Genomic DNA, 14,551 nt, shown 5'->3' with positions numbered 1-14,551 from the left:
CGAGGTCACCTCGATGTCGGCCGTGGTTCAGATCACGTTCGCCGATTGTCAGTGGGGCATGTTTTGCTGGACGCATGATCGAAGGATTTCTCGCAGAGTTTCTGGAAGACCGGTCGTCCGACGTCGAAGAGGCGGTCCGCAAGGCGGCGGCCGTCGAGATCATGCCGCGCTTCCGCCAGCTCGCCGCGCATGAAGTCCTGGAGAAGAGCGGCCCGCACGACCTGGTGACGGTCGCGGACCGGCGGGCCGAGGAGTTTCTGACGCAGGCGCTGCCCGCGCTGCTGCCCGGGTCGGTCGTCGTCGGCGAGGAGGCCGTCGCGGCCGACCCGTCGTCGTACGACGCCCTCGGTGGCGACGCGCCGGTGTGGATCGTCGACCCGGTCGACGGGACGCGGCAGTTCGTGCGCGGCGAGGAGGGGTTCTGCACCCTGGTGGCGCTGGCGCACCACGGCGAGGTGCTGGCCTCGTGGACGTACGCGGCGGCCCTTGACCTCATGGCGGTCGCGATAAAGGGCCGGGGCGCGACGTGCAACGGTGTGCCGATCCGGTCCGGGGCGCCCGAGCCGGGCGCGGTGCTCGAAGTGGCCACGTCCCACCCGGACTACACGACGGACGACCAGAAGCGGGCCCTGCTCGGGCTGCGCGTGGCGGGCGTCGACCCGCGCCCGTGCGGTTCGGCCGGGCTTGAGTACCTGGCCGTCGCGCGCGGTGAGCTCGACGCGGTCGCGTTCTCCTGGGAGTTGGCCTGGGACCACGCGGCGGGGCTGCTCCTGGTGGCCGAGGCCGGCGGGGCGAACGTGACCGTCGCGGGCGAGCCGTTCCGGATAACCGGCGGCAACGCGCTGCCGTTCACGGCGGCCCGGGACGCGGCGACGGCCGAGCGGGTGCGGGGGTTGCTGGCGGGGGAGTGAGCGGACCGGCCCGCCCGGCCGGCGGCCACGTACGCCTCCGGCCGGGCAGGGCACCATCGCGCCCACCAAGGCAGCAGTGCTCACCCCACGGCGCCCACGCGAGCCCGCAACCGCACCCACCCCCAACCGGATTGTCCGCGGCCCGGAATATGCTGGGTGTCTTGGCCACAAGGGCGTGAGGAGTCCAAGGTGCCGTCGATGCTGGATGCCGTCGTCGTGGGGGCGGGTCCCAATGGACTGACCGCCGCGGTCGAACTGGCCAGGCGCGGTCTGTCCGTTGAGGTCTTCGAGGCCAAGGACACCATCGGCGGCGGCGCCAGGACCGAGGAGCTGACCCTCCCCGGCTTCCGCCACGACCCCTGCTCCGCCGTGCACCCGCTGGGCATCGGCTCCCCGGCCTTCAGCCGGATGCCGCTCGACCGGTACGGCCTGGAGTGGCTGCACCCCGAGCTGCCCATGGCGCACCCGTTCGACGACGGCACGGCCGCCGTGCTCTCGCGCTCGGTCGCCGAGACCGCCGCCTCGTTCGGGCCGCGCGACGCGGGCACGTATCGCAGACTCGTGGCGCCGTACCGGGGCAAGTGGGATGTGCTGGCGCGCGACTTCATGTCGCTGCCGCTCACCGCGCTGCCCCGCGACCCCATCGGTCTCGCGCGCTTCGGCATTGACGGCCTCCAGCCGTACTCCTGGCTGATGCGCCGCTTCCGCGACGACCGGGCGCGGGCGCTGATGGCCGGGCTCGTCGGGCATGTCATCGCCCCGCTGAGCGGCGTGGCGACCTCCGCCGTCGGCCTGGTCTTCGCGCTCGGCGCGCACGAGAACGGCTGGCCGATGCCGCGCGGCGGATCGCAGTCGATCTCGGACGCGCTCGCCGCGTACCTGCGTGACCTGGGCGGTTCCGTCCACACCGGCTTCGAGGTGAAGCGGCTCGACGACCTGCCGCCCGCGCGCGCGTACGTCTTCGACACCTCCCCGACCGCGCTCGCCCGCATCGCGGGCCTGGGCCGTGCGTACGCGGGGTACCGGTACGGGGCGAGCGTCTTCAAGATCGATTACGCCCTGGACGGTCCGGTCCCGTGGACCGCGCAGGAGCCGCGCCGGGCCGGCACCGTGCAGATCGGCCCGTCCAGCCGGGAGATCGGCGCCGCGCTCGGTCAGGCGTCCGGCGGCACCGCGCCCGAGACACCGTTCCTGATCACCGCCCAGCCGAGCCTCGTCGATCCGTCCCGGGCGCCCGAGGGCAAGCATGTCTTCTGGGCGTACGGGCATGTCCCGAACGGCTGGGACGGCGACCTCACCGACGCCATAGAGCGGCAGATCGAGCGCTTCGCGCCGGGCTTCCGCGACCGGGTCCTCGCCCGCGCCACCGCCGGACCGCCCCAGCTCGCGGCGCACAACGCCAACTATGTGGGCGGCGACATCGCGTGCGGCGCGGCGAGCGGCCTCCAGCTGCTGCTGCGGCCCACACTGTCCCTGTTCCCGTACTCGACCCGGCACCCCTCGGTGTTCCTCTGCTCCTCCGCCACCCCGCCCGGCCCCGGCGTGCACGGCATGTCCGGGCACAACGCGGCGAAGGCGGTGTGGCGCGCCCTGCGAAAGGCGGACCAGAAGTGACGAGCCCCCTCTCGATCGTCCTGGTCCGGGGCGACATCACCGACCAGTCCGTCGACGTGATCGTGAACGCGGCCAACTCCTCGCTGCTCGGCGGCGGCGGGGTCGACGGCGCCATCCACCGCAGGGGCGGCCCCGAGATCCTCGCCGACTGCCGCAGGCTGCGCGCCTCGCAGTACGGCAAGGGCCTGCCGACCGGCCAGGCCGTCGCCACCACGGCGGGCCTCCTGGACGCCGACTGGGTGATCCACACCGTGGGTCCGGTCTGGCAGCGCGACGAGGACCGCTCGGCCCTGCTCGCCTCCTGCTACCGGGAGTCCCTGCGGGTGGCGGGCGAGCTCGGCGCGCGGACCGTGGCGTTCCCCGCGATCTCCACCGGGGTCTACGGCTGGCCGATGGACGACGGCGCCCGGATCGCGGTGCGTACCGTACGGCAGGCGGCCGCGGCTCCCGTCGAAGAGGTCCGGTTCGTCCTGTTCGGCGAGACGGCGTACACGGCATTTGAAGAGGCGCTGGCCACGCAAGGTTGACGTCGTATTTCTGCCAGCATCGGGCGCTCGCTCTGCCCGATGCTTGAGCCATGAACCCCGCCGCCCCGGCCGCGACCGCGGCCATGCACACCGACACCGAGCGCTGCGTACGGGCCGTGCAGTCCAAGGACGCCCGTTTCGACGGCTGGTTCTTCACGGCCGTCCTGACCACCCGCATCTACTGCCGCCCCAGCTGCCCGGTGGTGCCGCCGAAGGTCGAGAACATGACCTTCTATCCGAGCGCCGCCGCCTGCCAGCAGGCCGGATTCCGGGCCTGCAAGCGGTGCCGCCCGGACACCACGCCGGGCTCCCCGGAGTGGAACGCCCGGGCCGACTCCGTCGCCCGTGCCATGCGGCTGATCCGGGACGGCGTCGTCGACCGCGAGGGCGTGCCCGGGCTCGCCGCCCGGCTCGGCTACAGCGCCCGCCAGATCGAGCGCCAGCTGCTCGCCGAGCTCGGTGCCGGGCCGCTCGCGCTGGCCCGTGCCCAGCGCGCCCAGACCGCCCGGATTCTCATCGAGACCACGGCGCTGCCGATGGCCGATGTCGCCTTCGCGGCGGGCTTCGCGTCCGTGCGCACCTTCAACGACACCGTGCGCGAGGTCTTCGCGCTCGCCCCGACCGAGCTGCGCGCCCGCGCCGCCCGGGGCATCGCCCGCCAGGCCCCCGGCTCGATCTCGCTCCGCCTGCCCTACCGCGCCCCGCTCACCCCCGACAACCTCTTCGGGCATCTGGCCGCGACCGCGGTGCCGGGTGTGGAGGAGTGGCGCGGCGGCGCGTACCGCCGCACGCTCTCGCTCCCGTACGGCCATGGCATCGTCGAACTCAGCCCGCAGCCCGACCACATCGGATGTCTGCTCTCGCTGACCGATCTGCGCGACCTCGCCATCGCCATCAGCCGCTGCCGCTGGATGCTCGACCTCGACGCCGACCCGGTCGCCGTCGACGACCGGCTGCGGGCCGACCCGCTGCTCGCCCCGCTGGTCGACAAGGCGCCGGGACGCCGGGTGCCGCGTACCGTCGACGCGGCGGAGTTCGCGGTACGGGCGGTGCTCGGCCAGCAGGTCTCCACCGCCGCCGCGCGCACCCACGCGGCCCGGCTCGTGACCGCGCACGGCGAGCCGGTCGAGGACCCGGGCGGCGGTCTCACCCATCTCTTCCCCACCTCCGAGGCGCTGGCCGCGCTCGACCCGGAGAAGCTGGCGCTGCCGCGCAGCCGCCGCACCACGCTCACCACCCTGGTCGCCGCGCTGGCCGACGGCACGCTCAGGCTCGGCATCGACACCGACTGGGAGCGGGCGCGGGCGCAGCTGCTCGCGCTGCCCGGCTTCGGCCCCTGGACGGTGGAGGTGATCGCGATGCGGGCGCTCGGCGACCCGGACGCGTTCCTGGCCTCCGACCTGGGCATGCGCCGCGCCGCCGAGGGGCTGGGCCTGCCGTCGTCCCCCGCCGCGCTCACCGCGCGCGCCGCCGCCTGGCGCCCCTGGCGGGCGTACGCCGTCCAGTACCTCTGGGCGACGGACGACCACCCCATCAACATCCTTCCGGCATAAGGGAGTTCACTGCCATGACCACCACCCACACCGTGATGGACAGCCCGTACGGGCAGCTCACCCTCGTCGCCGAGGACGGGGTGCTCAGCCGCCTCCACATGGAGGGGCAGCGCCACCGTCCGGCCGAGGAGACGTTCGGCGAGCGGGACGACGACGGTCCGTTCCCCGAGGTGATCCGCCAGCTGAACGCCTACTTCGCGGGCGAACTCACCCACTTCGACCTTGAGTTGGACCTGCGCGGCACGGACTTCCAGCGGTCCGTCTGGGAGCAGCTGTGCCGTATCCCGTACGGCGAGACGCGTTCCTACGGCGAGCTCGCCGAGGCCCTGGGCAACCCCAATGCCTCCCGCGCGGTGGGCCTGGCCAACGGCAAGAACCCGGTGGGGATCATCGTCCCCTGCCACCGGGTGATCGGCTCGTCGGGCAGCCTCACGGGCTACGGCGGCGGCCTCGACCGCAAGCAGCGGCTGCTGGCGTTCGAGAAGGGGACGGGGGAGGACGCGCTGTTCTGAGCGCCTGTCTTCGGCCGAGCGGCGCGGGCGCTCAGCTCGCCTGCCGGGGCCCCACCACCAGCGCCCCCAGCCGCAGGAAGGCTTTGTACGTCTCGGGGGCCAGCCAGGACAGTTCGACCGTGCTGCCGGTCGTCAGATGGCCGTCGCGGGGGACGGTGAGGACGCCCCGGCAGCGGGAGCTGAGGCTGCGGATGGTCGCCGCGTCCAGGGACCAACCGGCCGCCGGGCGGCTGTGGTTGAGGACGACCACCGCCTCCGCGACCAGATCGGGCCGGCCGAGCGCGACCAGGCGGTCCACGGCCTGCTGGGCCTGGGTCACCCCGGCCGGGTCGGCGCGGGAGACGATCACGACCCGGTTGGCGAGCTCCAGGACCGCCTGCGGGAACTTGTCGGTGTCGGCGAGCGTGATGTCGAAGTGCGGCGCGGTCACCTCGGCGACCCTGCGGTACTCGAAGTCCGAGAACTGGCCCGCGGCGGGCGGGTGCGAGACCGAGTCGTTGGCCAGGACCAGCAGGCCCGAGCGGTGCTGGGAGAGGAAGAGGCGCAGATCCTCGAAGCGGTCGACCTCATGGGCGGAGCGGGCGAGTTCGGTGAGCCGGGCGGCCGTCGACCGGTACACCCGGCGGGCGATGTGGATATGGCTGCCCGCGTGCCGGTCCGTGTCGATGGCCAGTACCCGCTCCTGGCGCTGCTCGGCGAGGATCGCGCCCAGGACGGTCGTCGTGGTGGTGCACCCCGCGCGGTCCTTGACGCCGAGGACCGCGATCCGCAGCGGCTGCCGCAGCGGGGCCCGGATGGTACGGATCCACTGCTCGCGGCCCGACTCCTCCTCCGGGCTCTCCTCGGTGTCGGCCACGACTTCGTCGTCCGGCTCGTCCTCCCACTCCACCGGCACGAGCAGCCGCGCGCCGAACGCCTCGGCCATCTCGCGGGCCGTCGGCCGGGCCTCCGGCTCCTCGTCCACCGAGCGCAGCAGCAGATCGCGCAGGCTCTCGTCCAGGCGGCGGAACTCCGGGTCGTGGCGCAGGATGTCGTGCTCGTACCAGCGCCAGTGCCGTCCGGTCACCGCCTGGAGCAGGATCATCCCGATCGCGTACACATCGCCCGCAGCGATCCGCGACTCGCCCCACGACGTCACCTCGGGCGCCCGGTAGGGGGAGTTGGAGGGTGTGGTGAGCGCGGACGCGCTGGAGGTGCCGTCGATCCGGGCCGACGTCCAGCTGATGATGTGCAGGGTGCGTTCGGTGACCAGGACCCTGCCCGGTGTCAGCGAGCCGTGCACCAGGCCCTTGCGGTGGCAGCGGGTCACCGCGCGCGCCAGGCTCCAGCCCAGCCACGCGAAGAGCGGCGATTCGCGCAGCGGCCCGGCCGCCTGGAGCACCGCGCGCAGGGTCGGCGCGGGGCGGCCGGTGCTGAGGGTGTCGAGCCGCAGGGCGATCCAGGGCGTGGAGTCGTCGAGGTCGGCGGCGACCACGGCGGGTGCGTACACCCCGTCCATCCGCCGCAGCGCCCGCCGTTCGGTGTCGAGCAGCTCCCGGGCGCTCGGCGAGTCGGCGGAGCGGGCGACCCGCAGGAGCATCTGCTCGCCGTCCGGGTCCTCGCCGATGTACGCGACGGGCTTGCCGCCGGTCTCGTCGCGCATCCGCAGGGTGTACGGGCCGAGCGCGTGCAGATCCTGGAGGCGCAGCGGCAACCACGAAGGCGCCGTCTCCAGACCGGACGGCAGTCGCACCTCCTCGTACTCCGTGGCCACCGGCCTCGGCAGCACCGGCATCATCGGCCGCGCGCCCAGATGGGTGAGGAGCCGGTCCTCCAGCCACGCGAACGGCCGTGTACCCGGCAGGAGTTCACCCGTGCCGGAGGGGTGGGCGAGCCAGGCCGGGAAGTCGGGGGAGCGGCCCACGAGCGTGGCCAGGCGGTCGGTCACCGCCCGGGTGGTACGCAGCAGATCGATCGGGGACGCGGTGTCGATCAGGATCTCCTGGACCCCGTCGAGGAAGCCGAACCGGCGGTGCTGGGCGGGCAGTTCGGCCCCGGGCGGGTCGACCCCGCGCATCAGGCCGCCCAGGAACACCTCGGCCAGATGCGCGGTGTCGGAGTGCCACGGCACGGCCGCCTGCACCAGGCGCATCACGGGCACGGTCAGCGGTGAGATGGCGGCGAGGTGCGCGGCGAGCTTGTACGCCTGCGGGGAGGCGGCGTCCCGGAACCGCAGCACCGCGTCCGGTGCGTCACCGCCCCGCGTGTCGGCCCGGCCCCGGGAGCCCTTGGCGTGCACGGGTGCGAGCAGCGGGAGCTCGGCGCTCGCCCCGGGCGAGGCCACCAGACGCGCCCAGGCGGCGACGGCCGCGGGGTCGGGCTCCAGTACGGGGACGGGCACACCGGGGAAGCGGTCGCCGAGGCCGGGCGGCAGCAGCGGGTCGGACACCTCCCAGCTCTCGTTGGCAGCTCCCCGCCGCCGGGTCGTCACCGACCACTGCTCGCTGCGGATCCCCGAGCCGTCCCACATGCGGGCGGGCAGCGCGTGCAGCACGGCCGTCGGACCCTGCCGGGCCCAGCGTTCCAGGGCGGTGTGCATCCGGCCGTCCCGCCAGCACGCGCCCACCCCGTCGCTGATCACCAGGACCAGGGTGCGGCCCGACGGATCGGCGGCCGACGCGGGGGAGAGCAGCGGCACGCCGGGGTCGAAGGGGCGCACCCGCAGCCGGGGCGCGCCGGGCGAGCGGGTGTCCAGTCCGTGCACCCGGATGTCCCGGAACGCGCCCAACCGCTCGAAGACCGCCCGCAGTTCGATCGCCAGCCTGCGCCACAGCAGCATCGACAGGCCGTCGTCGATGAGCAGGGTGAGATCGAGCCAGCGCTGGCGCGCGGGACGCAGCACCACATCGGGCAGCCCGCTCTCGGCCATCGCCGTCGCGGTGGCCTCGTCGTCGAACTCCCAGGAGTGCGAGCCGATATGAGGCTGCTTCAGAAGCCGCAGCGCACGGCTCAGGCGCAGCTCGCCGTCGCCGAGCGCCTTCTCCTCGGGGACGCGCACCGGCAGCGCCCCGGCGCCGCGCGCGGCAGAGCGCGCCGAGGCCGCCGGGTCCGCGAACTCGGGGGCGCTGCGGGCGGCGGCGGCCGCGTGCAGGGCGCCCAACAGCTGGGTGGGGAGCGGTGGTTGGGACTTCTCGGCCTCCGGTGGGGCGCCGTCGTCCGCCTCGGTCGCCGGAGGTACGACTGTGCCCTCCGGCGGGGTCCGGGCATCATCCCAGGATCCCGGATCCTGTACGGGGTCCGGGGCCAGGGCGCTCGCCAGTGGCGCGCCGGCGTCCTGGGGCAGCCGGGCGGCCAGCCACAGCGTGTCCAGGAGCTCATGGGTGGAGAGCTCCTGGCCCACGAGGGCGGCGAATCTGCCGAGCCCGGCGGCCCTGTCGTCGGCGCGCGGCACCGCTACACCGTCCCGCCGAGCCGGTGCAGCACCGCGTCCAGCAGGCCCTCGGCGTTGAGGTTGACCCCTCCCTTGCGCAGGAAAACGGCGTTGAGCAGCTGGTCCGTGGCGAGTTCGCCGGGCGCGCGGCGGTTGAGGAACGCGTACAGCAGATCGTCGACATCGGAGAGCGCGTCGTCGCCGAGGTGCGCGGCCACGATGTCCCGCAGCCGCTCCTCGTCCGGGTCGGGCAGATTGAGGCGGACGCAGCGGCGCAGGAACGCGGGCGGGAAGTCCCGCTCGTTGTTGCTGGTGATCACCACGACCGGGAACTCGCGGCAGCGCACCAGACCCCGGGTGACCGTCACCCGGCCGCCCTCGGGGTCATGGGTGAGCACCGGCACCTCGGACTGCGCCTCGGGCAGCCGCGACAGCTCCGGGATCTCGAACTCGCCCTCCTCGAACACCGTCAGCAGGTCGTTCGGCAGATCCACGTCGCCCTTGTCGAGCTCGTCCACAAGCAGCACGCGCGGCCGCTCGCGCGGCACGAGCGCGGTGCCCAGCGGTCCCAGGCGTACGAACGTGCCGATGTCGGGTTCGGCGGCGCCGCGCTCCTGGCGCAGATGGGTCTCGCGCAGCCGCCCGATCGCGTCGTATCCGTACAGCGCGTCCTTGAGGACGGAGCGGCTGTTGACCGGCCACTGGAGCACCGGGCCCAGCGAGAGCTCGTGCGCGACGGCGTGTGCGAGCGAGGACTTTCCGGTGCCCGGATGCCCGGTGACCAGGAGCGGGCGGCGCAGATGCAGCGCCGCGCTCACCACGTCGGCCTCGGTGCGCCCGATGAGGTACGGGCGGTGGCGCACCCGGTGGCCGGGTGCCGCGCCGTTGGCGAACTGCCGCCACGGCGGCGCCTCGGGGAAGTCCACCTCGCGGGCCGTGCGGTCGCCGCGGAACAGCCGCCACCCGTCGTTCTCGCTCATATCGCCTGATCCGTTCCTTCCGTGGGGTCGGCGAGCTGGAGCTCGTCCGGGAGCGGCAGTTCGGCGTCCTCCCACACCAGCGCCGGACGTGCGGGCACCTGCGGGTCCATATAGGCGCGGACCCTGAAGTGCCGGATCCTTTCGGGCAGTTCGTCGACGGGGCCGTACGGACCCGCCGCGTCGAGCCGGGCCGCGTCGCCGGGTTGTGCGGCCTCGCGGTCCCACAGGACGATCGGCACCCCCATGGCCAGACAGAAGTGGAGCAGTCGCGTCCGGCGGTCGGGCGGCCCATGGACAATGACGCGGGCGGCGTCCCGGTGGGTTGTCTTCAGCAGCCGGATGAGTTCCATCTCGTCGGAGATCCGGTGGTCGGCGACGAGCGGTTCGCTCTGGTGGCGGGCGGCCCAGCGGCGCAACAGGTCGCCCGCGCCGGTGCGCGAGCGGCGTCTTATCTGCGGGCAGCGCAGTACGAGGTGGAAGTCCTCGCCCAGCGGCGCGGGGAAGAACTCGTCGGCGCTGGCGCCGTCCCACTCGTCGACGGGCAGATGCAGCGCGTCGGGGGCGACCGAGACCGCGACCAGCGCCACGTTCTGCCCGGCACCCTCCGCACACCCGGCCACCTCGCGGACAAGCCGGGCGATCTCCCGTCCGGTGCGCGGGTGTTCGGTCCCGGTGGCGGTGCGGGCGGCCGTGCCGTCGGCGCGCATCCGCCACACCGCGCAGCGGTAGCGGTCGGCGGGGTCCTTGGCGTGCCGGCTCAGTTCTACGAGTACACGCACTCCGGTTCCGGTGGAGCGGGCCGACCAGCGGGCGGCGTCGGCCCGGCGCTCGCCGAGGGCCGAGGTGTGGATGCCGAGCCGGGCCGCGACCCGGCCGCTCCACTCCTGGAGCGCCTGGCAGGCGATGCCGCCGGTCTCCGCCGCCACGTACTCGACGACCCGCAGCAGCGCGGGCAGCCGGGGCGTCTCGTCCGGCACCGGCGAGCCGTCGCCCGGCCAGCCCTCCAACTCGCGTACGGCACCGGGCACATCGTCCGGGTCCAGCCGGGCGGCCGCCAGGGAGCGGGGCAGATCCACATAGGGCAGCGCCGCTGTCGCCGCCCGGGGCAGCAGCCCCGGATCGCGCTGGGTGAGATGGTCCAACTTGCCGAGCAGTACGCGGTGTTCGGCGATCGAAAGCAGCATGGCCGCGTCGGTGAGGCGGCCCAGCGCGAGCAGCCGGTCGAGCTGGGAGCGGCCCCGGGCGTCGCTCAGCGACGGGGCCAGCGACTCGGCGAGCGTGGGCAGCGCCCGCTCGGCGGTGCACAGCAGCTGGGCCAGCTCCTCGACCGGCGGCGCGGTGCCGTCCGCCCGGGTGGTGAGGCCGAGCGCGGCGCCGAGCTGCGTGGCGTGCGCGGCCCGTACGGTCGGATCGCCGAGCAGGATGTGCAGCGGGCCGACCATCATGTCCCGTACGGACTCGTCGCCTTGAGGGCCCGTGGCCCGCGTACCGGGCGGCACCGGATCCGGGGCCGCCCCGACCCGTAACAGCTCCTGGTGGATCGACTGCCAGGTCGCACCCCAGCTGCGGCGCACGGTGTGCTGGGCGTCGAACGGGCCGCCCGGCGGGGTGATCCGGCCCATCACCAGACCCACGGCGGCGCCGTCCGCCGGGGACCACAGCAGCCCGCCGCTGTATCCCTCGTCGACGGCGGCGCCCGACAACTGCCCGTCCAGATAACCGATCCGCCCGTCGCAGGCGCCGACCTGGACGTCCGCGTACGAGAACGGCTGGCCGCCGCCGTACCAGGCGCGCACCAGCTGTCCGGCCCGCATGTCGAGCCAGCGTACCGGGGCGAGCGGGGGCGGCGGCTCCTCGTCGAGTTCCAGTACGGCCAGGTCGCCGCCCCATTCGAGGGAGCCTTCGGCGACCGGGCCCTGGTGGTGGGGTGCGCGCGGCGCCACCCAGGCGACGAGCCGGGCCTGGCGGGCATCGGCGGCGAGTGCGGGGAAGGCGACGTCGAGGGTGACCGCGCCCGGGTCGCGCGGGCTCAGCATCCTCACGCCCAGCGCCGCATTGACGACATGCGCGCAGGTCAGGAGTCTTCGGGCGGACAGCAGGACGCCCGCCCCGGCGGTCCGTCCCCGGTCGGCCGAGAGCACCCGTACGAGCGCGCCCCGCGCGTCCGCCGACGGGTCCTCGCCCGGCGCCTTGAACCAGCCCACGGTTCAGTTGCCGCCGGGCCGCAGCTGCCAGGTCGCCGAAACGGTCAGACTGGACTGCCCGTTGGCCCCCACGATCCCGAGGGTGAGGTCCTGGCCGATCTGGACCCCGAAGTCGACGGTGATCGAGTCGGGCGGGTCGGGAACGTTCCGCACGGAGTCGTGCACCTGTTGGAGTACGGGCCCGAGCGGCCGCAGCACGGCGTGCAGCGCGTCCGTGGCCAGCGAGGAGACCCTTGCCCCGAGCCCGACGGGCACCACCCCGCCGACCCCGCTGGGCAGTTCGGTCTCGGTTTCTGCCTCAGGACCGCCGACGGGTGCGAGCTCGACTCTGACCCGGGAGCCGTCGGCGAGGGTGAATTCCATGAAGTCGTATGGCGGCACGGGGACATTGTGGGGGCAACCGGCGCTCTGGTCAGCCGAGTTGACGGAATGGCCGTCAGCCTGTCATCCGCCCGTTCTCCAGTTCGGCCGTGCCTGCCCCTGACGTCAGTACGTCCAGCGCCGCGAGGACGCGTAGTCCCAGCTCGCCCAGGAGGTACGCGGGGAGCTCGTCGCGGGCGACCAGGCGCCAGGAGAGCAGTTCCTCCTCCTGGAGCCGGATCTTTTTGAGGTCGTCCTCGGTGAGGACGCCTCCGTCGTAGACGTACGCGACGATCGGCGGTCGCGCCGTCCCCGGCACCCAGTCGATCGCGAGGAGCCGGCCCGGTTCGATGTCGAGGCCGATCTCTTCGAGGGTCTCGCGGCGGGCGGCTCGGCGCGGTGTCTCGCCTCGGTCGGACTCGATCGTCCCGCCCGGCAGCGCCCAGCCCTCGCGGTAGTTCGGCTCCACCAGCAGCACGCGGTCCTCGGCGTCGCGGAGGATTGTGGCTGCGCCGGCCAGTACGCGGGGGAGTTCCGCGATGTACTTTGCGTAGTCATCGGCTGTCACGCGCGTCAGCGTAGGCGGTGTGTGGGGGCGCGTTTTTCGGGTGCGGACCGTGCTGGGTTGCTCGCGCAGTTCCCCGCGCCCCTAAATGCCCAGGGGCGCGGGGAACTGCGCGATCAGCCCAAGACGGTCCGCACCCGAAAAAGGGGGTTCGGGGCGGAGCCCCGTGTTGTCATGCCCCCGGCGTACCCGAACCGTCCTCCCCCGTACGGGACTTGGCGGCCCGCCGCAGGCGGTAGTGGCGGGACGGACCCTGTTCGGTGAGGGCGTCACCCACCACCGCCCGGATCGCGTCGCGCATCCCGTGCAGCGCGTGCTGCCGGGCGGGCCCCGCGCCGGGGTCCTCGCGCAGTTCCTTCAACAGCGACCAGCACAGCCCGAGCATCACGAGGACGAACGGCAGCGCCACCAGGATCGTGGCGGTCTGGAGCGACTTGAGGCCGCCCGCGACGAGCAGCACCGCCGCGACCGCCGCCATCAGCACACCCCACAGCACCACCAGCCAGGTCGGCGGGTGCAGCGCGCCCCGGCTGGTCAGCGAACCCATCACCAGCGAGGCCGAGTCGGCGCTGGTGATGAAGTACGTCATGACGAGCACCATCGCGAGGTACGAGGTCACCGTGCCGATCGGCAGCGCGTCCAGCATCGCGAAGAGCGACGCCTCGGCACCGTCCTTCACCTTGCCCGCCAGATCGGCGGCACCGGTCGAGTCCAGGCGGATGGCGGTGCCGCCCATCACGCAGAACCACAGGACGGTCGCGCCGCTCGGCACCAGGAGCACCCCGATCAGGAACTCGCGGATGGTCCGGCCGTGCGAGATCCGGGCGATGAAGGTCCCGACGAACGGGGCCCAGGACAGCCACCACGCCCAGTAGAAGATCGTCCAGGCCCCGAGCCAGACGCGGTCCGTGAAGGCGCCGGTGCGGCTCGCCATCGGCAGCAGCTCGTGCAGATAGCCGCCGACGGACGCGGGGATGGTGTCCAGGACGTACACCGTGGGCCCCAGCAGGAACACGAAGAGCATCAGCGCGGCGGCGAGGACGATGTTGAGCGTGGACAGCCACTTCACACCCTTGTGCAGCCCGGAGAACGCCGACAGGACGAACGCGGCGGAGAGCGAGGCGATGATGATCAGCTGGGTGGCGGTGGAGTCGTCCACGCTCGCTGTGATGTTCAGGCCCTTGGAGACCTGGAGCGCGCCCAGGCCCAGGCTCGTCGCCGTGCCGAAGACTGTCGCGAAGACCGCGAGCAGGTCGATGCACCGGCCCGGCCAGCCGTCCGCCCGCCGGGCGCCGATCAGCGGGACGAAGGCCGCGGAGAGCCGGTTGCCGCGCGCCTTGCGGAACCCGGCGTACGCGAGGGCCAGCCCCGCGATGCCGTAGATCGCCCACGGGGTGAGCGTCCAGTGGAAGAACGAGTACTCCAGGGCCGTGCGCGCCGCGTCGCCGGTGCGGGGAGCCGCGCCGCTGGCCGGGGGCGGGGCGAGGTAGTGCGTGAGCGGCTCGCCCACGCCGTAGAACATCAGCCCGATGCCCATCCCGGCGCTGAACATCATCGCGATCCACGCGAGATTGGTGAACTCGGGCTCGGAGTCGTCGGCGCCGAGCCGGATCCGCCCGTACCGGCTGATCGCGAGCACCACGCAGAGCACCAGGAACGTATCGGCGGCGATCACGAACAGCCAGGCGAAGTTCTTGAGCACCCAGGCCAGGGCGGTCGAGGAGGCGCTGTCGAAGGAGTGCTTGCCGAGCGCGGCCCAGGCGACCGCCGCCGCCACCGCGACCACCCCGATCACGACGACGGTGAGGTCGGGGGCCGGGCTCGCGGAGTCCGGGGGCGGGGCGTGCGGGCCCGGATGATCGATCGAATCCTCGCTCATGCCGCCCCACTATGGTCCGCGATATGGAGGTTTTGTG

General features: G+C 73.4%; 11 protein-coding genes. 5 read left to right on the top strand and 6 right to left on the bottom strand.

Annotated features, from left to right (window positions below; genetic code table 11):
• Positions 1 to 74 precede the first annotated feature (74 nt).
• From ACT1U9_RS03680 to ACT1U9_RS03660, 5 genes are all read left to right on the top strand, one after another.
• Complete coding sequence (locus tag ACT1U9_RS03680; RefSeq protein ID WP_444536913.1) at positions 75 to 911, top strand: inositol monophosphatase family protein; 837 nt, start codon at positions 75 to 77, stop codon at positions 909 to 911.
• 189 nt (positions 912 to 1,100) lie between these two features.
• The gene (locus ACT1U9_RS03675) at positions 1,101 to 2,525 is read left to right on the top strand and encodes a phytoene desaturase family protein (protein ID WP_444536912.1); all 1,425 of its coding nucleotides are present in this window, start codon (positions 1,101 to 1,103) and stop codon (positions 2,523 to 2,525) included.
• The gene (locus ACT1U9_RS03670; RefSeq protein WP_444536911.1) at positions 2,522 to 3,052 is read left to right on the top strand and encodes an O-acetyl-ADP-ribose deacetylase; all 531 of its coding nucleotides are present in this window, start codon (positions 2,522 to 2,524) and stop codon (positions 3,050 to 3,052) included. The genes ACT1U9_RS03675 and ACT1U9_RS03670 overlap by 4 nt, the downstream gene beginning before the upstream one ends.
• Positions 3,053 to 3,135: 83 nt before the next feature.
• Positions 3,136 to 4,605 (top strand): AlkA N-terminal domain-containing protein, encoded by a 1,470-nt coding sequence (locus ACT1U9_RS03665; RefSeq protein WP_444538999.1) that lies wholly within the window; start codon positions 3,136 to 3,138, stop codon positions 4,603 to 4,605.
• Positions 4,606 to 4,619: 14 nt separating this feature from the next.
• On the top strand, positions 4,620 to 5,117 hold the full coding sequence (locus ACT1U9_RS03660) for a methylated-DNA--[protein]-cysteine S-methyltransferase (RefSeq protein ID WP_444536910.1): 498 nt from the start codon (positions 4,620 to 4,622) through the stop codon (positions 5,115 to 5,117).
• Positions 5,118 to 5,148: 31 nt separating this feature from the next.
• Here ACT1U9_RS03660 and ACT1U9_RS03655 read toward each other — a convergent pair whose 3' ends face one another.
• The 6 genes from ACT1U9_RS03655 to ACT1U9_RS03630 form a co-directional block, all read right to left on the bottom strand.
• Positions 5,149 to 8,547, bottom strand: coding sequence for an SAV_2336 N-terminal domain-related protein (locus tag ACT1U9_RS03655; protein WP_444536909.1), 3,399 nt, complete (start codon positions 8,545 to 8,547; stop codon positions 5,149 to 5,151).
• A 2-nt stretch (positions 8,548 to 8,549) separates the two neighbouring features.
• Positions 8,550 to 9,506 (bottom strand): AAA family ATPase, encoded by a 957-nt coding sequence (locus ACT1U9_RS03650; protein WP_444536908.1) that lies wholly within the window; start codon positions 9,504 to 9,506, stop codon positions 8,550 to 8,552.
• A complete protein-coding gene (locus ACT1U9_RS03645; protein ID WP_444536907.1) occupies positions 9,503 to 11,710 on the bottom strand; it encodes a VMAP-C domain-containing protein in 2,208 nt (735 codons plus the stop codon). Before ACT1U9_RS03645 ends, ACT1U9_RS03650 begins: the two co-directional genes overlap by 4 nt.
• A gap of 3 nt (positions 11,711 to 11,713) precedes the next feature.
• Positions 11,714 to 12,091: a CU044_2847 family protein gene (locus ACT1U9_RS03640; protein WP_444536906.1), complete on the bottom strand. Its 378-nt coding sequence runs from the start codon at positions 12,089 to 12,091 to the stop codon at positions 11,714 to 11,716.
• Positions 12,092 to 12,146: 55 nt separating this feature from the next.
• Positions 12,147 to 12,638 carry an NUDIX domain-containing protein gene (locus ACT1U9_RS03635; RefSeq protein WP_444536905.1) on the bottom strand — a complete coding sequence of 164 codons (492 nt, stop codon included), beginning with the start codon at positions 12,636 to 12,638 and terminating at the stop codon, positions 12,147 to 12,149.
• Positions 12,639 to 12,807: 169 nt separating this feature from the next.
• Positions 12,808 to 14,514 (bottom strand): BCCT family transporter, encoded by a 1,707-nt coding sequence (locus tag ACT1U9_RS03630; protein WP_444536904.1) that lies wholly within the window; start codon positions 14,512 to 14,514, stop codon positions 12,808 to 12,810.
• Positions 14,515 to 14,551: the final 37 nt, after the last annotated feature.

The organism is Streptomyces sp. BR1 (assembly GCF_052373795.1).
Classification (GTDB): Bacteria; Actinomycetota; Actinomycetes; order Streptomycetales; family Streptomycetaceae; genus Streptomyces.
Note: the sequence above shows the minus strand (reverse complement) of the source record. Positions and strands in the feature narration are given on the sequence as shown.